Annotated in this window: 17 protein-coding genes and 1 rRNA gene; 5 read left to right on the top strand and 13 right to left on the bottom strand. The window is 69.9% G+C overall.

Annotation, left to right across the window (positions count from 1 at the left end):
* The 6 genes from ACTHMF_RS18705 to ACTHMF_RS18680 all read right to left on the bottom strand — a co-directional run.
* Positions 1-234 (bottom strand): 16S ribosomal RNA (locus ACTHMF_RS18705); the annotation flags it as partial.
* A gap of 685 nt (positions 235-919) precedes the next feature.
* Positions 920-2,008: a c-type cytochrome biogenesis protein CcsB gene (ccsB, locus tag ACTHMF_RS18700; protein ID WP_314146819.1), complete on the bottom strand. Its 1,089-nt coding sequence runs from the start codon at positions 2,006-2,008 to the stop codon at positions 920-922.
* Positions 2,009-2,018: 10 nt separating this feature from the next.
* Positions 2,019-3,644 carry a cytochrome c biogenesis protein ResB gene (resB, locus tag ACTHMF_RS18695; RefSeq protein WP_440319686.1) on the bottom strand — a complete coding sequence of 542 codons (1,626 nt, stop codon included), beginning with the start codon at positions 3,642-3,644 and terminating at the stop codon, positions 2,019-2,021.
* Positions 3,628-4,365, bottom strand: coding sequence for a cytochrome c biogenesis CcdA family protein (locus ACTHMF_RS18690; RefSeq protein ID WP_440319684.1), 738 nt, complete (start codon positions 4,363-4,365; stop codon positions 3,628-3,630). Before ACTHMF_RS18690 ends, resB begins: the two co-directional genes overlap by 17 nt.
* 1 nt (position 4,366) lies before the next feature.
* Positions 4,367-4,984: a TlpA disulfide reductase family protein gene (locus ACTHMF_RS18685; RefSeq protein ID WP_440319682.1), complete on the bottom strand. Its 618-nt coding sequence runs from the start codon at positions 4,982-4,984 to the stop codon at positions 4,367-4,369.
* Positions 4,981-5,685, bottom strand: a complete 705-nt coding sequence (locus ACTHMF_RS18680; RefSeq protein ID WP_440319680.1) for a histidine phosphatase family protein — start codon at positions 5,683-5,685, stop codon at positions 4,981-4,983. Before ACTHMF_RS18680 ends, ACTHMF_RS18685 begins: the two co-directional genes overlap by 4 nt.
* Before the next feature lie 103 nt (positions 5,686-5,788).
* Here ACTHMF_RS18680 and aspS point away from each other — a divergent pair, with 103 nt between their 5' ends.
* Entirely contained in the window at positions 5,789-7,096 is a 1,308-nt protein-coding gene (aspS, locus tag ACTHMF_RS18675) for an aspartate--tRNA(Asn) ligase (RefSeq protein ID WP_399552900.1), read from the top strand.
* Here aspS and ACTHMF_RS18670 read toward each other — a convergent pair.
* Positions 7,026-7,787 (bottom strand): JAB domain-containing protein, encoded by a 762-nt coding sequence (locus ACTHMF_RS18670; protein WP_314146825.1) that lies wholly within the window; start codon positions 7,785-7,787, stop codon positions 7,026-7,028. The two genes, aspS and ACTHMF_RS18670, sit on opposite strands and share 71 nt — an antisense overlap.
* 164 nt (positions 7,788-7,951) lie before the next feature.
* Here ACTHMF_RS18670 and ACTHMF_RS18665 point away from each other — a divergent pair, with 164 nt between their 5' ends.
* The gene (locus ACTHMF_RS18665) at positions 7,952-9,139 is read left to right on the top strand and encodes an acetyl-CoA C-acetyltransferase (protein ID WP_440319678.1); all 1,188 of its coding nucleotides are present in this window, start codon (positions 7,952-7,954) and stop codon (positions 9,137-9,139) included.
* A gap of 111 nt (positions 9,140-9,250) precedes the next feature.
* Here ACTHMF_RS18665 and ACTHMF_RS18660 read toward each other — a convergent pair whose 3' ends face one another.
* Genes ACTHMF_RS18660 through ACTHMF_RS18650 form a run of 3 tightly spaced genes read right to left on the bottom strand, consistent with a single transcriptional unit; the run spans position 9,251 to position 12,883 of the window.
* Positions 9,251-10,375, bottom strand: a complete 1,125-nt coding sequence (locus tag ACTHMF_RS18660; protein ID WP_440319676.1) for a bifunctional 2-methylcitrate synthase/citrate synthase — start codon at positions 10,373-10,375, stop codon at positions 9,251-9,253.
* Between the two features lie 43 nt (positions 10,376-10,418).
* Positions 10,419-11,318 carry a methylisocitrate lyase gene (gene prpB, locus ACTHMF_RS18655; protein WP_440319675.1) on the bottom strand — a complete coding sequence of 300 codons (900 nt, stop codon included), beginning with the start codon at positions 11,316-11,318 and terminating at the stop codon, positions 10,419-10,421.
* Entirely contained in the window at positions 11,318-12,883 is a 1,566-nt protein-coding gene (locus ACTHMF_RS18650) for an MmgE/PrpD family protein (protein ID WP_440319673.1), read from the bottom strand. Before ACTHMF_RS18650 ends, prpB begins: the two co-directional genes overlap by 1 nt.
* 31 nt (positions 12,884-12,914) lie before the next feature.
* Here ACTHMF_RS18650 and ACTHMF_RS18645 point away from each other — a divergent pair, with 31 nt between their 5' ends.
* A complete protein-coding gene (locus ACTHMF_RS18645; protein WP_440319671.1) occupies positions 12,915-13,553 on the top strand; it encodes a LysE family translocator in 639 nt (212 codons plus the stop codon).
* A gap of 22 nt (positions 13,554-13,575) precedes the next feature.
* Here the strand turns inward: ACTHMF_RS18645 and ACTHMF_RS18640 are convergent, their stop codons facing one another.
* Positions 13,576-14,106, bottom strand: a complete 531-nt coding sequence (locus tag ACTHMF_RS18640) for a YbhB/YbcL family Raf kinase inhibitor-like protein (RefSeq protein ID WP_440319669.1) — start codon at positions 14,104-14,106, stop codon at positions 13,576-13,578.
* Between the two features lie 9 nt (positions 14,107-14,115).
* A complete protein-coding gene (locus tag ACTHMF_RS18635; RefSeq protein WP_440319667.1) occupies positions 14,116-14,925 on the bottom strand; it encodes a polyprenol monophosphomannose synthase in 810 nt (269 codons plus the stop codon).
* Positions 14,926-15,008: 83 nt separating this feature from the next.
* On the opposite strand from ACTHMF_RS18635, the gene trhO reads away from it, so the two are divergent.
* Together trhO and ACTHMF_RS18625 are read left to right on the top strand one after the other, a co-directional pair.
* Positions 15,009-15,890 carry an oxygen-dependent tRNA uridine(34) hydroxylase TrhO gene (trhO, locus tag ACTHMF_RS18630; protein ID WP_440319665.1) on the top strand — a complete coding sequence of 294 codons (882 nt, stop codon included), beginning with the start codon at positions 15,009-15,011 and terminating at the stop codon, positions 15,888-15,890.
* A 91-nt stretch (positions 15,891-15,981) separates the two neighbouring features.
* The gene (locus tag ACTHMF_RS18625; RefSeq protein WP_440319664.1) at positions 15,982-17,568 is read left to right on the top strand and encodes a Na+/H+ antiporter; all 1,587 of its coding nucleotides are present in this window, start codon (positions 15,982-15,984) and stop codon (positions 17,566-17,568) included.
* A gap of 7 nt (positions 17,569-17,575) precedes the next feature.
* Here ACTHMF_RS18625 and ACTHMF_RS18620 read toward each other — a convergent pair whose 3' ends face one another.
* Positions 17,576-19,117 (bottom strand): LssY C-terminal domain-containing protein, encoded by a 1,542-nt coding sequence (locus tag ACTHMF_RS18620; protein WP_440319663.1) that lies wholly within the window; start codon positions 19,115-19,117, stop codon positions 17,576-17,578.
* Positions 19,118-19,162: the final 45 nt, after the last annotated feature.

Raw genomic sequence — 19,162 nt, 5'->3', positions numbered from 1 at the left:
CGAGTCCATCCTTGACCGAAGTTCTTTCCACGTACAGGAGATGCCTCCGTACGTCGTATCCGGTATTAGCTTCCGTTTCCGGAGGTTATCCCAGAGTCAAGGGCAGGTTACTCACGTGTTACTCACCCGTTCGCCACTAATTCCCAAGAGCAAGCTCCTGGTTCATCGTTCGACTTGCATGTGTTAAGCACGCCGCCAGCGTTCGTCCTGAGCCAGGATCAAACTCTCCGTAAAATGTTTAGCTCCAAGACGCAAGCGTCTGGAAACATAGTGCAGGATCGGAGAGGAATATCTCTTCTCACTGCGAGTTTGTCTTGACTAAATTCGAATGTCTGACATTCGTTATCTAATCCAAAGGAATCTCTTGCATCGACTTTCAGACCGAGGTCTTAGGTCAATGCCGAGGTTGTTTGGCATTTGACATTGTGCACGCTGTTGAGTTCTCAAGGATCGGACGCTCTCACCTTCAACCCTCTCGGGCTTCTCTGTGAGGCAACTTCTCTACCTTACCACTCTCAGTCAGTTTGTCAAGTCGGCCGTTTCGCGCTCTTTCGTTCATCCATCGTGGGATACATCCGATTTGCACGAACCGAACCGGTTAGACCTGCTCAGTGAGTGGGGTGTTAATCCTAAGCGCAGCAAAGCAACTCTTTCAAGTTGAGATTTGCCGCTAGGCTATGGATTCGGTCCCGCTTGAGGCCGGGGAGCTCTTCCGCTCTCCCGCACCTTTGGGGTGACAAGTAAGTACTTTACGCAGGTCCCCAGAACGTCGCAAATCGCGCTCGCATCCCGGGCGTGTCGCGGGAGAGATCCGCGTGATTCCGCGGTTTTCCGGTCTCGGGCCTCTCGCGCCGGCTTAAAACGAGACCGCCCCGGCTCACGAGGAGCCGGGGCGGAATACCGTCGGAGAGCGCCGGGATCAGAGACCCGAGTAGGCGTGCAGTCCGTGGAAGAACACGTTGACGATGCCGAAGTTGAAGAGCACCGCCGCGAAGCCGATGATCGCGAGCCACGCCGAACGCGATCCGCGCCAGCCGCGCGTCGCACGCGCGTGGATGTATCCGGCGTAGATCACCCAGATGATGAAGGTCCAGACTTCCTTGGTGTCCCAACCCCAGTACCGGCCCCACGCCTTCTCGGCCCAGATCGCTCCGGCGATCAGAGTGAAGGTCCAGGCGATGAAGCCGACGATGTTGATCCGGTACGCCAGGTTCTCGAGCGCGACCGAACTCGGCAGCGTCGCCAGGAACCGGAACTGCTGCGGGCGGGACTCCGCGACCTGGCGCTCCCGGCGGTACTGCAGCAGCTGCAGTCCGGACAGCGCGAAGCCGAGAGCGAAGAACGCCGTGCCCAGCACGGCCACGATGATGTGGATCACCAGCCAGTACGACTGCAGCGCCGGCTGAAGCGGGACCACGGGCACGAAGTATCGGAGCAGGGCGACCCCTTGGAGGACGAGCACCAGTCCGACGATGAAGGTGCCGAGGTACTTGATCGGCCACTTGAGGTTGGCCACCAGGAAGACGCCGATGATGACGAGGGTCCCCGTCATCGAGAACTCCCACATGTTCGCCCACGGGACACGCGCGGCCGCGATGCCCCGAAGGACCGTCGCCACCAGGTGGAAGGCGAAGCCGGCGATCGTCAGCCCGAACGCCCAGCGGATGGACGCCGAGGACTCCGCACCGTTCATCACCTCGTCCTCGACGCGTGAGCTGATGCGCGAGGAGAGCCGACCGATCGCCGAGGACGGCGGAGGCGTCGACGCCGAGCCCGGTCCGCCCGGACCCTGGCCGGCCCCGGACGATCCGATGGTGGCGCCCGCGCCGACCGGCGCCGCGACCTCGCTGCGCCGCGCGACCGCGCTCGGGACGGCGGCCGCCTCTGCGGCGGTTACCCGCGCACTGCGCCGGGCGAGGTCGAGCGCGAAGGCGATGAACGCCGCCGCGTAGAACCCCATCGCCACGTAGATGAACACCGTGGAGAGGGTGGACAGAGTCTCGGTCACGATTGCCAGCCTAGTTCTTCGGGGGTCGGGAGAGGAGGGCGGCGTGCTCATCCGCCACGGCGGTCACCGCGGCGACGAGGTTCGGATCCTCGCCGCGGGCGAGTCCCGCGTACTCGAGGGTCAGCGAGCCGTCCGGATTCTCGACGGCCTTCACCCAGAGCCTGCGTCGCGGGACGAACAGGGAGGTGAGCAGGCCGGCGAGGATGAGGATGGCGAAGACGAGCACCCAGCCCTGCGCCGGGTCGTGGTGCACGTCGAGCGTCGCGTAGCGCTTGATGTCGCCGAGGTGGATCGTCCCGAGCCCGTTCGGGAGCTCGACGGTCTGGCCCGGCTTCAGCTGCAGCGCCTTCGTCGAGGTGCCGGGGCCGGCGACCTGCTTCAGCTTGTCGGTGTTGAGGCTGTAGACCGACTGCGGGACCCCGCTGTCCAACCCGAGGTCGCCGACGTAGACGTTCAGGCTCAGGACGGGATCGTTCAGCCCGGGGAAGGTGGAGGTGAGGGCGCCCGCCGCGGTCCCGCTGTCGCCGACCGTCGGATAGAAGAAGCCGATCATCCCCACCTGTTCGGAGAGGCCGTCCGGCACCTTGACCCAGCCGAGCGAGGTGAGCTGTGCGTCCTCGGCGATGAACGGCACGGCATCGTCGAACACGACCTTGCCCTTCGTGTCCCTGACCGTGATCTCCGGCGCGTAGCCGTTGCCGAGCAGGTAGACGTTGGTCCCGCCGATCGCGAGCGGGTCGTTGACCTTGATCACCGCCGTGGAGGAGGTGTCCCCCGGGCCGGTGGTCGTGACGTTCGCCGTGTAGTCGAGCGGCGTGCCCTTGGCGTTCTTGTTCTGGGTCTCGTACTGGACCTTCAGGCTGTCGACGCGGACGGAGAACGGCTCGAGCGACGAGTCGGTGAAGAACCGGCCGGGGTTGAACGAGTTGTAGGAGGGGACGCTGTTGACGAAGCTCTGCCCCTCGACCACGACCTTCTGGCCGGTGTAGCCGAAGCCGCCGCCCAGTCCCACCGCGAGGAGGACGCCGAGCAGCGCGATGTGGAAGACCAGGTTGCCGGTCTCACGCAGGTAGCCGCGCTCGGCCGAGACGGAGACGCTCCGGGCGTCCTGGTACAGCGAGACGCGGTAGCGGGACCGGCGCAGGATGTCCCTGGCGGTCTCGATCGGGTCCGGCGCGTCGGCCCGCAGTTCCGCGGGCAGGATGCGGGCCTGGAAGCCGGCCATCCTGGTCAGCCGGACGGGCGTCTTCGGCGGCTTTGCGCGCATCGCCTCGAAGTGGTGCTTGGTGCGCGGGATGATGCAGCCGATGAGGGACGCGAAGAGCAGCAGGTAGATGGCGGAGAACCAGGCGGACGTGTAGACGTCGAAGAGCTGGAACTTGTCGAGCACCGGGGCCAGCTGCGGGTTCTCGCTGAAGTACTTGGTGACGCCGTTCGGGTCGGCCCCGCGCTGCGGGAACAGCGAGCCGGGGACGGCCGCGATCGCGAGCAGGAGCAGCAGGAACAGGGCGGTGCGCATGCTCGTGAGCTGCCGCCAGCACCAGCGCAGCCAGCCGACGGGGCCGAGCGTGGGCTGGACGACGCCGGGGTCTTCGCGCGGGGGCGCGGCGTCGATGTGGTCAGAGGGCCGGGACAAAACCGTTGATCACCGCCAGGAAGGAGGACATGAGCTGGGTCCACAGGCCGGACACCATGAGGACGCCGATCGCGACGAGCAGGACACCGCCGATGATATTGATGGCCCGGATGTGCCGCTTGAGGAAGGCGACGGAGCCCGCGACCCAGTCGAGGCCGAGGGCGACGAGCAGGAACGGGATGCCGAGGCCGATGCAGTACACGAGCATCAGGAGCGCTCCGCGCCACGGCGAGCCGGAGCCGACGCTGAGCGAGAGGATCGCGCCGAGCGTCGGGCCGATGCACGGCGTCCAGCCGAGGCCGACCACGATGCCGAGCAGCGGCGCGCCGATCAGCCCGGTCGCGGGTCGCCAGCTCGGCTTGATGGTGCGCTGCAGGAACGAGAACTGGCCGATGAAGACCAGGCCGAGCAGGATGACGACCACGCCCATGACGCGGATGACGACCTCCTGCCAGCGCACCAGCCAGAAGCCGAGCGCGCCGAACGCGGCGCCGTACGCGATGAACACCAGCGCGAAGCCGAGGACGAACAGCGCGACGCCCGTGAGCACGCGGCCGCGGTCGCGCTTGGCTCCGGGATCGGTCGTGCCGCCGACGTAGGCGAGGTAGCCGGGCACCAGCGGCAGGACGCAGGGCGACGCGAACGAGACCAGGCCCGCCAGCAGCGCGATCGGAAGCGCCAGGAGCAGCTGGCCGCTGACGACGATCTGACCGATGTTCACGTCAGTGCTCGGCCACGGCGTCGGAGATCAGGGTGTCCAGGATGCTGCGGTCCGGGATGGCGCCCAGGATGCGCGCGGCGACCCGGCCGTCCTTGTCGATCACGAGGGTCGTCGGCGTCGCCTTCGGCGGGACGGTCTTGCTGAACGCGAGCAGCACGGAGCCGGTGTCGCGGTCGAGGACCGAGGGGTAGGTGACGCCCTTGTCCTTCTCGAAGCTCTCCGCGGTGCTCGCGGTGTCGTAGAGGTTGACGCCGAGGAACCCGACGCCCTGGGCGGCGTACTTCTTGGAGAGCGCCTCGAGGTCGGGGGCCTCCACGCGGCAGGGCGGGCAGCCGGCGTACCAGAAGTTCACGACGAGCACCTTGCCCGCGTAGTCCTTGTCGGAGACCGTCGTGCCGTCGATGAGCTTTCCGCTGAAACTCACCGGCTCGCCGCGGTTGCCCGCGGCGTACTCGCTCACGCTCCCGTCTCCTGCGATGTAGTTCTGGCCGCTGCCGGAGCGGTACTGGGCCGCGAGGCTGTCGTTCGCGGTGCAGCCGGAGAGCAGGAGCGCCACGGCCGCTGCTGCGGCGGGCAGCGCGAGCCGGAGCCGGCGGGAGGTGCGGGATGCGGTGGTCATACGGCTCCCACGTCGGTGGCTGCGGTGTTGAGAGAGGAGGCGGGCTCGACATAGCCGACCTCGACGATGCGGACGACCGGCTCGGCGGCAGTGACCGGGGTTGCCGGTGCGACGGCCGTCGAGGACGGCTCCTCCACGGGCGCGGTAGTGCGCTCGAACGTGGTGATGCTGGACAGCGCGCACCGCCGCTTGCGCGGATCATGCGGGAACCGCTCGCCGGCCACGGTCAGGTGCGCGACCCAGATCGGCAGCTGGTGGCTCACGAGCACGACGTCGCCGGAGTCCACCGCGTCGAACGCGTCGTCGATCGCCGCGAGCATCCTCGCCGAGATGCGCGAATACGGCTCGCCCCAGCTCGGCCGGAGCGGGTTCACCACGAACGGCCAGTTGACGGGGTTCTTCAGGGCTCGGCTCATCACGGTGCCCTCGAAGTGGTTGGTCGGCTCGATGATGCGGTCCTCGATCACCGGCTCGAGTCCGAACGCGGCAGCGATCGGCGCAGCCGACTCGCGCGTGCGCTGCAGAGGCGAGACCCGGAGGGCCGAGACGGGGCGGCCGCGGGCGACGAGGTCGTCGGCGGCGGCCTGCGCCATCCGGTGGCCGAGCTTGGAGAGGCCGAAGCCCGGCAGCCTGCCGTACAGGATGCCGTCGGGATTGAACACCTCGCCATGACGGACGAGGTGGACCTGGCTCGCTACCACTGCTCCAGTCTACGGAGGCGTTTCCCTTGAATTCACTGAGCGTGCGCGCGGCAGCCCCGCTTCGGGCCGGAGGGTAGGCTTGGCGTTCGTGACCGCACGCGTTTTGATCAAGGACCTGGCCGCCGCTCCCGACGGCCCCGTGAGCGTCGCCGGATGGGTCGAGACCGTCCGCGACCAGAAGAAGGTGCAGTTCGTCGTCCTGCGCGACGAGTCGGGCGCCGTGCAGCTGGTCAACCCGCGCACGGTCGCCGAGGACGGCACCGTCGTGGCCGACGAGCCGGCCGTCACCATCTCCGGACTCTCTCAGGGGACGTTCGTGCGAGCGACCGGCGAGCTCAAGCACGACGAGCGGGTGAAGCTCGGCGGCATCGAGATCAAGCTCAGCACGCTGACGGTGGAGACGGCCGCCATCCCGGAGACGCCGATCGCGGCGGACAGCGGGATCGACAAGCGCATGGACTGGCGCTTCCTCGACCTCCGCGAGCCGAAGCACAACCTGATCTTCCGCGTGCAGACCACGTTCGAGCACGCGCTCCGCCAGTACTGGGTGGACAACGGCTTCATCGAGATCCACACCCCCAAGCTGATGGCCTCGGCCTCCGAGTCGCGCGCCGAGCTGTTCGAGCTGCCCTACTTCGAGACGACCGCCTACCTCGCCCAGAGCCCGCAGATCTTCAAGCAGATGGCGCAGGCGGCCGGCTTCGGGCGCGTGTTCGAGATCGGCCCCGCGTTCCGCGCGGACCCCAGCTTCACGAGCCGCCACGCGACCGAGTTCACGAGCGTCGACACCGAGATCAGCTGGATCGACAGCCACGAAGACGTGATGAAGGTGCACGAGGAGCTGCTGGTCGCCGGCTTCACCGCGGTCAAGGAGAAGCACGGCGAGGAGATCGAGGCGCTGTTCGGCGTCGAGGTCACCGTGCCGAGCACGCCGTTCCCTCGCATTCCGCTCGCCGAGGCCAAGCGCATCGTCGCCGAGCGCGGCTACGAGGTGCCGCGTGCCGACGACGACATGGACCCGGAGGGCGAGCGCCAGATCTCGGCCTACGTGAAGGAGACGTACGGCCACGAGTTCGTGTTCCTCACGGACTACGCGGCCACGATCCGCCCGTACTACCACATGCGCCACCCGGAGGACCCGACGCTCACCAAGAGCTACGACCTCATCTTCAATGGCGTGGAGATCTCCACCGGCGCCCAGCGCGAGCACCGCGTCGACATCCTGGTGGAGCAGGCGCGCGACAAGGGCCTGGACCCCGAGGAGATCGACCTCGAGTTCTTCAAGTACGGCATCCCGCCGCACGGCGGCTTCGGCATGGGGCTGGCCCGCGTGCTGATGCTCATGCTGCACCTGGCGAACCTGCGCGAGACGACCTACCTCTTCCGCGGACCGACCCGCCTGAACCCGTAGCCGTGGCGCCGGTGGACGGGAGCGCCGTCCACCGGTCGCCGGCGACGAGCACGTGGCCGAGGAAGCGCAGGCCGATGGTCGCCGCCGCCTGATCCAGCCGTCGCGTGAGCATGATGTCGGCGACGGACGCATCCAGCACGCCGGACGGATGGTTGTGCGCGACGGCGAAGGACCGTCCGCCGCGCGTAAGCACGGCCTGGAGCACGTCCGCCGGCTGCACGCTGGTCTCGTCCACCCCGCCGTCGCGCACGAGGACGAGCTCGAGCGGGCGTGCGGCTCGGTCGGCGATGACGACGACGAAGCGCTCGCTGTCGCGGTGCAGCAGCTCCGGCCGCACGATGTCCGCGATCGCGTCGTTGTCGACCAGCCGCGTCCAGGCCGATGACGCGCCGGCTCGCCGCCAGATCTCGATGATGGCGACGAGCCGCCCTGCGGTCGCCGGGCCGACCCCCGGCAGGGTCTCCAGCCGGGCGAAGTCCATCGTGGCGAGCCCGGGGAACCCGCCGGTGCGGCGCAGGATGGAGCGGGCGAGCGCGAGGACGCTGCGCCCGGTCTGCCCGGACCCGAGCACGAGGGCGAGCACCTCGTCGTCGGTGAGCGACCCGACGCCGAGGCGCCGCATCCGCTCGCGGGGGCGGTCGTGGTTCGGAACATGCGCGAGCGGCTCACCCTCTTCTTCGGTGTCGGACATGGCTTCACGGTAGAAGCCCGCGATGCACACCACGGAGGCCGTCGAGAATCTGTGGAGAGGTCGCATCCACGAGCGAGCTGTGCAGAAGTCCGGCACCGGGGACACCCGTGCCGCGCGGTGTGAGAATGGAAGCACACCCACCGGCAACGAAGGAGTCGCCACCCATGACAAGTCCGAACGACGTCGTCATCCTGTCCGCCGCCCGCACACCCCTGGGCAAGATCACCGGAGCGCTCGCACCTCTGAGCGCCGTCCAGCTCGGCACGATCGCGCTGCGCCGCGCACTCGAGCAGTCGGGCGTCGGGGCGGACGCCGTCGACACCGTGATCTTCGGCCAGGTGCTGCAGGCCGGCGCGGGACAGAACCCGGCCAGGCAGACGGCGATCGGCGCCGGCATCGGCTGGAACGTTCCTGCGACCACGATCAACAAGGTGTGCCTCTCCGGGCTCGCCGCCGTGATCGACGCCGCGCGCCTCATCCGCGCCGGGGAGGCGACGGTGGTCGCCGCGGGCGGACAGGAGTCGATGACGAACGCGCCGCACATCCTGCCGGGTTCGCGAAAGGGCTGGACCTACGGGTCCCTCGAAGCGCTCGACTCCGCCGCGTACGACGGGCTGACCGACGCGTTCGACGGTATCTCGATGGGCGCATCCACCGAGAGCTACACCGGCAGGCTCGGCCTGACCCGCGAGGCGCAGGACGAGTTCTCCGCCGCGTCGCACCGTCGCGCCGGCGAGGCGGCCGCGAACGGCGTCTTCGACGCGGAGATCGCACCGGTGAGCATCCCGCAGCGGAAGGGCGACCCGGTCGTCGTCACCGCCGACGAGGGCGTGCGGCCGAACTCGACGGCGGAGACGCTCGCGAAGCTCCGGCCGAGCTTCGCGGAGGGCGGCACGCTGACCGCCGGCAACTCGTCGCCGCTCAGCGACGGCGCGGCAGCGCTCATCCTGACCAGCCGCGAGAACGCGGAGCGGCTCGGCCTGGACTGGCTCGCGGTCGTCGGCGCCAGCGGCCAGGTGGCGGGACCGGACAACTCGCTGCACTCGCAGCCCTCGCACGCCATCCAGACGGCGCTCGACCGGGCGGGCTGGAGCGTCGACGACCTGGATCTGATCGAGATCAACGAGGCGTTCGCCGCGGTCGCGCTGCAGTCGATGAAAGACCTCGGGATCGACTCCGAGCGGGTCAACATCCACGGCGGTGCGATCGCGCTCGGGCACCCGATCGGTGCGTCCGGTGCACGGCTGGCGGGGCACGCGGCGCACGAGCTGGCGCGGCGCGGCGGTGGACGGGCGGCGGTCGCGCTGTGCGGCGGCGGCGGACAGGGCGACGCGTTGCTGCTCTGGCGGTGAGGCGGGTCGTCGGTTAGGGAGGATTCTGCGCGGCCGGAGGCCCGGGACGCGAGGAAGGGAGGAGGTTGCGGCCGGGATGGGCGCGATCTCCTCCCTTGCGGGCGGGAACGCTCAGCCCAGGTGGCGCTCCTCGGGGCCGATGTACTGGGAGAGCGGGCGGATGAGGGAGTTGGCGGCGTACTGCTCGAAGACGTGCGCCGTCCATCCCGTCACGCGCGCGGCGGCGAACAGCGGCGTGAAAGTCTCCGTGTCGAAGCCCATGAGGTTGTAGGCGGGGCCGGAGGGGTAGTCCAGGTTCGGCTTGATGTTCTTGCGGTCGCCCATCGCCCGCTCCAGCGCGGTGTAGAGCTCCAGCAGGTCGGCGCGGTCGTAGTGCTCGGCGAGCTTCTCGAGCGACGCTTTCATGGTGGGGACCCGGGAGTCGCCGTTCTTGTATACGCGGTGGCCGAATCCCATGATCATGCGCTTCTCGGCGAGGGCGGCGTCCAGCCACTCCTCCGCCTTGTCCGCGCTGCCGATCTCGTCGAACGCGTGCATGACCGCCTCGTTCGCGCCGCCGTGCAGCGGGCCCTTGAGCGCGCCGATCGCGCCCGTGACCGCCGAGTAGACGTCCGAGAGCGTCGACGCGATGACGCGGGCGGTGAAGGTGGACGCGTTGAAGGAGTGCTCGGCGTAGAGGATGAGCGACACCCGGAAGGCGTCGACCACGACGTCGTCCGGCACCTCGCCGAACGTCAGCCAGAGGAAGTTGCGCGAGTAGTCCAGGTCGTCGCGCGGCTCGACGGGCTCCAGCCCGCGACGGCGGCGCTGGATGTAGGCGACGATCGTCGGCAGCTGGGCGAGCAGGTAGACGGCGCGGCCCTGGTTCAGCTCGGGGTCGAGGATGCCGTTCTCCTGCTCCAAGGTCGGGTCGAGACCGCCGAGCTGGCTGACCGCCGTGCGCAGCGCATCCATCGGGTGCGCAGACGCGGGGATGTCGTCGAGCGCGCGGCGGGTGCGGTCGTCGAGGCGGCGCAGACCGCGCTCCAGCTTCTCGAACCCGGCGAGCTGCTCCCGCGTCGGCAGGTCGCCGTGCCAGAGCAGCCAGGCGACCTCCTCGAACGAGCAGGACGCGGCCAGCTCCTGGACCGGGTAGCCGCGGTACAGCAGCGAGTTGGTCTGCGAGTTCACGGACGAGATGGTCGTGGTGTCGACCACCACGCCGGCCAGGCCCTTATGGATCTCGGGGTCGGTCATGCTTGCTGCTCCTTCGCTGCTGGCTGGGGTGGTGCCGTTACGACTAGCGGCGCACCTCGAAGTTGTAGACGGAGGTGTCGAACGCGTTGTAGCCCTCGTAGTCAATCAGGTCGTACAGGTCGGCGCGATGCTGCATCTCGCCCAGCTTCGGCTCGAGCGTGCCCTCCGCGACGAGCTGGTCGAGGCCGCGCTCTGCGGCGCCCATCGCCAGGCGCAGCAGGGACACCGGCCAGATCACGATGTTCACGCCGACGTCGCGGAGCTGGTCGACCGTGAACAGGTCGCTCTTACCGAACTCGGTCATGTTGGCGAGGATCGGCACGTCGACGGCGCGGCGGACGGCCTCGAACTCGGACAGGTCGGCCATCGCCTCGGGGAAGATCGCGTCCGCTCCGGCGTCCACGAGGGCCTTCGCGCGGTCGATCGCCGCATCCAGCCCCTCCACCGCGCGGATGTCGGTGCGGGCCATGATCAGCAGGTTCCGGTCGCGGCGGGCGTCGGCGGCGGCGCGGATGCGCTTGAGCGCGGTGTCCTCGTCCACGACCTGCTTGCCGTCGAGGTGGCCGCAGCGCTTGGGGTTCACCTGGTCCTCGATGTGCAGGCCGGCGACGCCGGCGTCCTCGAGGGTCTGCACCGTGCGGGCGACGTTCATCGGCTCGCCGAAGCCGGTGTCCGCGTCCACCAGGGCGGGCAGGTCGGTCATCCGGGCGATCTGCGCGGACCGGCCGGCGACCTCGGTGAGCGTCGTGAGGCCGATGTCGGGAAGGCCGAGGTCGGCGGAGAGCACGGCTCCGGAGATGTAGACGCCCTCGAAGCCCTTGCGCTCGATCAGCCGGGCGCTCAGCGGGTTGAAGGCGCCGGGCATCCGCACCAGCTCGCCGGAGTCCAGCCGGGCGCGGAAGGCCGCGCGCTTCTCGTGCGCGGGAACGGACGAGTACAGCATCAGAAGAGTCCCTTCGGTGCGGGGACGCCGGCGAGCAGGCCGGGCCGCGCGGTGATGGTGAGGCCGCCGAGCTCGGCGGCGGTCAGCTCGGGCAGGCGCTCGGCGACGCCGAGGAAGCGCTCGATCTCCGCTTCCTCGAGCACCTCGGCGGCGAGCGAGCGGAACTTGGCGACGTAGTCGGCGCGCACGAACGGACGGGCGCCGAGCGGATGCGCGTCGGCGACGGCGATCTCGTCGGTGATGACCCTGCCGTCCGCCGTCCGGATCTCCACTCGGCCGCCGAACGCCTTCTCGTCCGGGTCGGTCGAGTGGTAGCGGCGCGTCCACTCCTCGTCCTCGGTCGTGGTGACCTTGCCCCACAGCGCGACGGTGTCCGGTCGTGCGGCGCGCGTCGGCAGGTAGGACTCGACGTGGTGCCAGCCGCCGTCCTGCAAGGCGACGGTGAAGATGTACGGGATGCTGTGGTCCAGCGTCTCCCGTGAGGCGGTCGGGTCGTACTTCTGCGGGTCGTTCGCGCCGGAGCCGATCACGTAGTGCGTGTGGTGCGACGTGTGGATGCGGATGCTCTCCACGCGCTCCGGATCCGCGACCTCCGGGTGCTCGCGATGCAGCTTGCGGGCCAGGTCGATCCACGCCTGCGCCTGGTACTCGGCCGAATGCTCCTTCGTGTACGAGTCGAGGATCGCCCGCTTCGCCTCCCCCGGGCCGGGCAGCGGGACCTCGTAGCGCGCGTCCGGGCCGTCGAGCAGCCAGGCGATCACGCCGTCCTCGCCCTCGTAGATCGGGGTCGGGCTGGTCTCGCCGCGCATCGCCCTGTCGATCGCCTCGACGGCCATCTTGCCGGCGAACGCCGGGGCGTGCGCCTTCCAGCTGGAGATCGCGCCCTTGCGGGACTGCCGGGTGGCGGTCGTCGTGTGCAGCGCCTGGCCGACGGCCTGGAAGATGACGGCCGGGTCGAGGCCGAGCAGGGTGCCGATGCCCGCGGCGGCGCTCGGGCCGAGGTGGGCGACATGGTCGATCTTGTGCTTGTGCAGGCTGATCGCGCGGGCCAGGTCGATCTGGATCTCGTAGCCGGTGGCGATCCCGCGCACCAGGTCGCGGCCGGTCAGCCCGAACGCGCGGCCCGCGTGCTGGGCGACCGCGGTGATCGGCGGGATGTTGTCGCCGGGATGCGAGTACTCGGCAGCCAGGAACGTGTCGTGGTAGTCCAGCTCGCGGACCGCGACGCCGTTCGCCCACGCCGCCCACTCCGGGCTCACGCGCACGGTCGCCGGCTCGCCGAAGACCGTCGCGCCGTCCTGCGGCCGCGATCCCGCGATCTCCTCCAGCTGCGCGGTCGGCAGCGGGTGCGCGAGCGCCTGCGACCGGGCGGAGACCACCGGGCGGCGGGTCAGCGACGCCGCGGCGACGGCGGCGTTGTCGATGACGCGGTTGATCACCATGTCGGCGACCTCCGCATCCACCTCGACCGGATCGGCGGCGACCTCGGCGATCTTCCACGCCAGCTGGTCTTCGACGGCGAGGTTCTCCTCGCTTCTGTGCACACGAACGTTGTGGAGCTTCACGTATCGAACCTACCTCCCCTACGCTCTGGCTATGGTCCCCGGTCCCTCGCTCCTCGCGTTCGCGCTCGCCGCGGTGGCGCTCATCGTCATCCCCGGGCCGAGCGTGCTGTTCGTGATCGGCCGCTCGCTCGCGCTCGGCCGGCTCGGCGGCCTGCTGAGCGTGCTCGGCAACGCGCTCGGGATGCTCCCGCTCGTGGTGGCGGTCTCGCTCGGGATCGGCGCGGTGGTCGCGCAGTCGCTCGTGCTGTTCACGATCATCAAGTTCGCGGGCGCCGCCTACCTGATCTACCTCGGCATCCAGGCGATCCGGCATCGCCGGCACACGGCGGTGACGCACGAGGCGGCGCCGCCGAGCCGCTCGCCGTGGCGGATCCTCGGCGAGGGCTTCCTGGTGGGGCTGACGAACCCGAAGTCGCTGGTGTTCTTCGTTGCGGTGCTTCCGCAGTTCGTCGACTACCGGGCCGGCGCCATCCCGCTCCAGCTGTTCGAGCTCGGCGTCGTCTTCCTCGTGCTCGCGCTGCTCTTCGACAGCGTCTGGGCGATCGCGGCCGGGACGGCGCGGCAGTGGTTCGGCCGGTCCCCCAAGCGCGTTGAGCGCCTGGGGGCGACCGGCGGCGTGATGATGATCGGCCTCGGCGGCGTGCTCGCCCTCACCGGCGCGAAGCACTGACCGCGGAACGCGACGAGGCGCCTCAGATGTCGCCCGCGGTGGCGACCGGGACCAGGACGGCCCTCGCCAGCACGTGGAAGTTGGCGTTGAAGCCGAGGATGGCCGGGGTGGACTCCGGGTCGAGGTCGAGGTGGTCGACGTCGAGGGCGTGCACGGTTACGTAGTAGTGGTGCGTTCCGGTGCCGGGAGGCGGTCCAGCGCCGGTGAAGCTCTTGGAGCGCAGCTCGTTGGAGAGCATCGCCGCGCCCTGCGGCAGGTTGGCGCCGCCCTCCGCCCCGGCGTTCGCCGGCAGCGAGGTGACGGAGGCGGGGATGTTGTAGACCGCCCAGTGCCAGAAGCCGGAGCCGGTCGGGGCGTCCGGGTCGTGGATGGTGACGGCGAAGCTCTTGGTCTCCGCGGGGAAACCGCTCCACTCGAGCTGCGGGGAGATGTCGTCGCCGCCTCCGCCCGCGCCCCACTGGGCCTTGGCGAGCGGGCGGTCGTCCGCGATGTCGTCGCTGGTGAGCGTGAAGTGGGGGACGGAGCGGAAGCGCTCCAGCTGATCCTTCGGCATGGCGCCACGCTACGCGCGCTGCGCGGTTCCGGCCACCTCCGCCGCGGTGCCGCGGTGCCGGAACCGGCGCGGCAGACCGGTGATGCCCCACGCGGTGACCCGCAGCATCGCCTCGGCGACGATGCCGCCGGTCATCTTCGACGCGCCGCGCTCGCGCTCGACGAACGTGATCGGCACCTCCGCCACCGTGAGGCCGGCGTCGTAGGCGCGGCGCAGCATGTCGATCTGGAAGCAGTAGCCCTGGCTCTCCACGTCGTCCAGGTGGATGCGCCGCAGCGCGTCGGACGTGAAGACGCGGTAGCCGCCGGTCACGTCGCGGACGGGGACGCCGAGCGCCATGCGCGAGTAGGCGCTGCCGCCGCGCGAGAGCAGCCTGCGGTGCGCCGGCCAGTTGACGACGCCGCCGCCGTCGACCCAGCGCGAGCCGAGCACCAGGTCCGCGCCCGGCTGCGCGGCACCGGCATCCCCCGTGCGGTTCTGGTTCTCGGGGTGCCGCAGCGCGGCGAGCAGGTCGCGGAGCTGCTCGGGCTTGTGCGAGCCGTCCGCGTCCATCTCCACGATCGCGTCGTAGCCCGCGTCGAGCGCGAACCGCATCCCGGCCTTGTAGGCGGCGCCGAGGCCGTCCTTGCCCGCGCGGTGCAGCACGTGGACGCTGGCGTCGGTCGCGGCGAGCGCGTCCGCGATCTCGCCCGTGCCGTCGGGCGACGAGTCGTCGACGACCAGAACATCGACCTCGGGGGCCGACGCCCTGACCCGGCCGACGATCGGGCCGACGTTCTCCCGTTCGTTGTACGTCGGGATGATCACGAGCGTTCGCATGATCCAACCATCCTCCCCCAGACTGAACAGCAGGCTAACGAACCTGTCAGTATCCGAAGTATCAGCCTTGTTACCATCCTGGGGTGCCCGTCCCGAAAGTCCTGCTCTACTACGCGTTCGCTCCGCTGCCCGATCCGGAGGCGATCCGGCTGTGGCAGCGCGGGCTGTGCGAGTCGCTGGGGCTGCGCGGCCGCATCCTGATCTCCGGGGACGGGCTGAACGGCACGCTCGGCGGCGAGCTCGGGGCGCTCAAGCGCTATCTGCGCACGACGAAGGAGTATCCGGCGTTCCGCGGCCTGGATGTGAAGTGGAGCGAGGGCACCGGGCTGGACGCGGACGGGCGCAGCGTGGACTTCCCCCGGCTGTCGGTGCGCGTGCGCGAGGAGATCGTTTCCTTCGGGGCTCCCTCAGAGCTGCGCGTGGACGAGGGCGGGGTCGTGGGAGGCGGCGAGCGCCTGGATCCCGCAGCGCTGCACGAGCTGGTCGCCGCGCGCGACGACGTCGTCTTCTTCGACGGCCGCAACCGGTTCGAGGCGGAGATCGGGCGATTCCGCGACGCGGTCGTTCCCGACGTGGCGACCACCAGGGAGTTCGTCGCCGAACTCGACAGCGGGCGCTACGACCACCTCAAGGACAAGCCGGTCGTGACCTACTGCACCGGCGGCATCCGCTGCGAGGTGCTCTCCGGCCTGATGCGGTCGCGAGGCTTCGGCGAGGTGTACCAGCTGGACGGCGGCGTCGTCCGGTACGGGGAGGCGTTCGGCGACGATGGGCTTTGGGAGGGCTCGCTGTACGTGTTCGACGGCCGCGGATCGGTGACGTTCTCGGACCACGCTGCGGTGATCGGCGTGTGCGCCGGCTGCGGTGCGCCGACGAGCAGGATGCGCAACTGCGTCGACCTCTCCTGCCGCGAGCAGCTCGTGGTGTGCGAGGCCTGCGACGCGGTCGCCTGCGCGGCGCACTGAGTTCTGCACAGCTTCTCTCTGAGCGGACGTCATCCACCGGATGGGCGGGAAAGATTGCTGCTCGATTCGCGTTGCCGCCATCATGAACAGCATGGATCCGGTCTCCACCATCGTCTGGATCGTGTCGTTCGTCGTCGTCACGGTCGCCGTCACGGGGCTCTCGCGCCGTGTCGGGTGGTCGGCGCCCGTTGTGCTGGTCGTCGTGGGAGCGGTCGCGTCGTTCGTCCCCGGCGTGCCGCAGGTGACGCTGGAGCCGGAGGTGGTGCTGTTCGGGCTGCTGCCCCCTCTGCTGTTCGCCGCCGCGGTGCAGACCTCGATCGTGGACGTTCGCGCGAGGCGCGACGGCATCCTGCTGCTCTCGGTGGGTCTGGTCGCCTTCACCGTGGTGGTCGTCGGGTTCGCGACGTGGCTGGTCGTCCCGGCGATCACGCTCGCCGCCGCGTTCGCGTTCGGCGCCGTCGTCGCGCCCACGGACACGGTCGCCGTGACCGCGATCGCCGGGCGCGGGCACCTGCCCAGACGACTGGTCACCGTGCTCGAGGGCGAGAGCCTGCTCAACGACGCGACCGCGCTCGTCGCGCTGAACGCGAGCATCGCCGCCATCGTCAGCATCATCAACCCGTGGACGATCGCGGGGGACTTCGTGCTGGCGGTCGTGGTCGGCGTCGGCGTCGGTCTCCTCGTCGGCTGGGTGCTCGCGCTGATCAGGAAGCAGCTGCGCGCGCCGGTGCTCGACACCTCCCTCGGGCTGGTGACGCCGTACCTCGCCTTCATCCCGTCGCAGTTCCTGCACGGGTCCGGCATCCTCTCCGTCGTGGTCGCGGGGCTCTACCTCGGCTACCGGTCGCCGACCATCCAGACGGCGGAAGCACGGATCGCCGAGACCATCAACTGGCGGACCGTGCAGTTCCTGCTCGAGAACGCCGTCTTCCTCTTCATCGGGCTGGAGCTGTCCAGCATCCTCGGGGCGGCGTTCCGGTCCGGGATCACCGTCGGCCAGACGGTCCTGATCAGCGTGGTGGTGCTGCTCGCGCTGTTCCTCGCGCGGTTCCTGTGGATGGTGGGGACGACCGCCCTGTACCGCTACGGTCCCGAGCGCCTGCGCGAACGCGGCTGGAGCTGGCCGACCGGCATCGCGGTCTCGTTCGCCGGGATCCGCGGCGTGGTGACCCTGGCGGCGGCCTTCCTGCTGCCGGACGGGACGCCGCACAAGGAATTCCTGCAGCTGCTGGCGTTCATCGTGGTGGTGGTGACGCTGCTGGAGGGGCTGGCGCTGCCGTGGATCATCCGCCGGCTCAAGCTGCCGGCACCGGACTTCGCGCAGGAGGCCAGCGAGATGCAGCGGCTGCTGGCCGAGGCCCAGTCGGCGGGGCTCGACCACCTGGAGTCGCAGGTGACCGGTCGGGAGGACGAGCGGGTGATCGAGCGGCTGCGCATCAACGCGGTGTTCCTGGCGGACGCGCTCGAGAACCCGACGCCCGAGGACGCGGAGGACGCCCCACTCGAGTACCGGAGGCTGCGCCGCTCGATGATCGTCGCCGAGCGGCAGGCGGTGCTCGAGGCGCGGGCGGAGGGCCGGTACCAGGAGCCGGCCGTGCGGTCGGTGCTCGCGTTCCTGGATGCCGAGGAGGCGGCGCTCAAGTCCTCGGGACCGGGCGGAAAGAAGAACCTGATGTAGCCCGCGGTCAGCGGGTGGTGGTGCGATCGGCGGGCCGGCGGGCCTCGGCGAGCGCCTGCTGCTCCGCGTCGGCGGCGAGCGCGACCGACGCCGCGCCCTTCCCGTGCGGCCTCGGGCGTCGCGCCCATTGCCGGGACGCCTGCGACGACAGGGCGAGCACCACGAGGATGTCGAGCGGCAGGCCCAGGATGTTGGCGTGCAGGGTGACCTGCGGCCCGCCGTTGAAGAAGTCGATCGCGGCGATCACGATGAGCAGCGCGCTGAACGACATGGACGCGATGCGCGCCCAGTTGCTTCCGGTGAAGACGAGCAGCGCGAGCAGGAAATAGAACACCAGCCCGGCGGCGAACACGCCCATCGCGATGCCGAAGACCAGGTCGGCTGTCTGCCGCTCGTCGGGCGTGAGCGAGGTCCCGGACGCGGCGAACTCCGCCTGGATCACCTGCGGCCAGCTGAGCACGGTGAGGACGACGGTCAGCGTCCCGGCCGCGATCCGCAGCAGCATCAGCAGGGCCCCGAGCGCGGTCGGGAGCGGCCGGCGCTCGGCGCGCGCGATGCGCCGCGCCTCCGCGTCGGCCGCGACGGCGACCGCCCGCGGCTCCACGGTCACCTGCGTCAGGTCGACGACCGGGAGGTCACCGTCGGTCTCGATGCTGTCGCCTCCGCCGTTGCGGGAGTGGTAGCCGCTGGAGAAGTCCTTCAGCACGGACACCTCCACGCCCACGCCGGCGCTCGTCAGCGTCGACACGATGTGGTCACGCTCGATGTCGGTGTTCGCGTCGATCTTGTGCGTGATCTGCAGCGTGAACAGGGAGAAGCCGACCGAGCGGTCGAACGTGCCTGCCGCCAACCAGTCCACCCGGTGCCCGCCGGGCAGCAGCCAGCCGTCGGGGCAGCGCCAGAACCGCACATGGTGGCGCTTCGCCGGGTTGCCGAGCACCTCCTGCTGGTAGGCGACGTCCTGCTGGTGCCCGAACAGGAACAGCGGGCTCACCGGCGCCTCGTCGTAGCTGCGGCGCAGCAGGGTGGACGTGACGATCCGCCGGCTGGAGGCGAGGGTCACGTCGTCGGCGCGCGTCCATCCTGCCGCGCACATCGCCTCGTCGAGCTGCGCCTCCGTCCCGAGCACGGCGAGGTTGACGGGGTCGCCGAGCAGTCCGTCGCTCGTCCGCGCGCGGCCGATGAAGTAGTCGGGAACGTAGATCTGGGTGAGGATGCGGTGCAGCCGCGGCAGCACGAGGTAGGCGAGCACGAGCCAGAACAGCACGAAGAACAGCAGCAGGAACCAGCCCCAGCCGAAGCTCTCGGTGAGCACGATCCACGCCAGCCAGATGGCCGCGACGCCGCCGAAGACGAAGAACGCGTAGTCGACGACGGCGTTGACGGACACCCGGCGCCCGGTCGCGGACCAGGTCTTCGGGGGCGGGGAAGGTGGCGGGGATGCGGGTGCGGTCGCGGGCGACGCGGGGGCCGGCGTCGGCGCGGCGGGGTGCGCGCCGCCCGCGTTCGCGTCCCCGGGTGGCTGCGTGGACTCCGTGGTCCCGGCCATGCCGCCATCCTAGAGCGGCCGCCCCCGCGGCCGTAGGGTGAACGC

Origin of the sequence: Leifsonia sp., assembly GCF_051955155.1 — a bacterium.
Lineage (GTDB): Bacteria > Actinomycetota > Actinomycetes > Actinomycetales > Microbacteriaceae > Leifsonia.
This window is presented reverse-complemented; position numbering and strand designations above follow the sequence as displayed.

What these genes read in the sequence shown, in the direction of transcription:
- ACTHMF_RS18685 (WP_440319682.1), bottom strand. Translation starts at nt 4,984, where the DNA reads ATGACCACCGCATCCCGCACCTCCCGCCGGCTCCGGCTCGCGCTGCCC.
- ACTHMF_RS18670 (WP_314146825.1), bottom strand. Translation starts at nt 7,787, where the DNA reads ATGTCCGACACCGAAGAAGAGGGTGAGCCGCTCGCGCATGTTCCGAAC.
- ACTHMF_RS18665 (WP_440319678.1), top strand. Translation starts at nt 7,952, where the DNA reads ATGACAAGTCCGAACGACGTCGTCATCCTGTCCGCCGCCCGCACACCC.
- ACTHMF_RS18660 (WP_440319676.1), bottom strand. Translation starts at nt 10,375, where the DNA reads ATGACCGACCCCGAGATCCATAAGGGCCTGGCCGGCGTGGTGGTCGAC.
- prpB (WP_440319675.1), bottom strand. Translation starts at nt 11,318, where the DNA reads ATGCTGTACTCGTCCGTTCCCGCGCACGAGAAGCGCGCGGCCTTCCGC.
- ACTHMF_RS18645 (WP_440319671.1), top strand. Translation starts at nt 12,915, where the DNA reads ATGGTCCCCGGTCCCTCGCTCCTCGCGTTCGCGCTCGCCGCGGTGGCG.
- ACTHMF_RS18640 (WP_440319669.1), bottom strand. Translation starts at nt 14,106, where the DNA reads ATGCCGAAGGATCAGCTGGAGCGCTTCCGCTCCGTCCCCCACTTCACG.
- ACTHMF_RS18635 (WP_440319667.1), bottom strand. Translation starts at nt 14,925, where the DNA reads ATGCGAACGCTCGTGATCATCCCGACGTACAACGAACGGGAGAACGTC.
- ACTHMF_RS18625 (WP_440319664.1), top strand. Translation starts at nt 15,982, where the DNA reads ATGGATCCGGTCTCCACCATCGTCTGGATCGTGTCGTTCGTCGTCGTC.
- ACTHMF_RS18620 (WP_440319663.1), bottom strand. Translation starts at nt 19,117, where the DNA reads ATGGCCGGGACCACGGAGTCCACGCAGCCACCCGGGGACGCGAACGCG.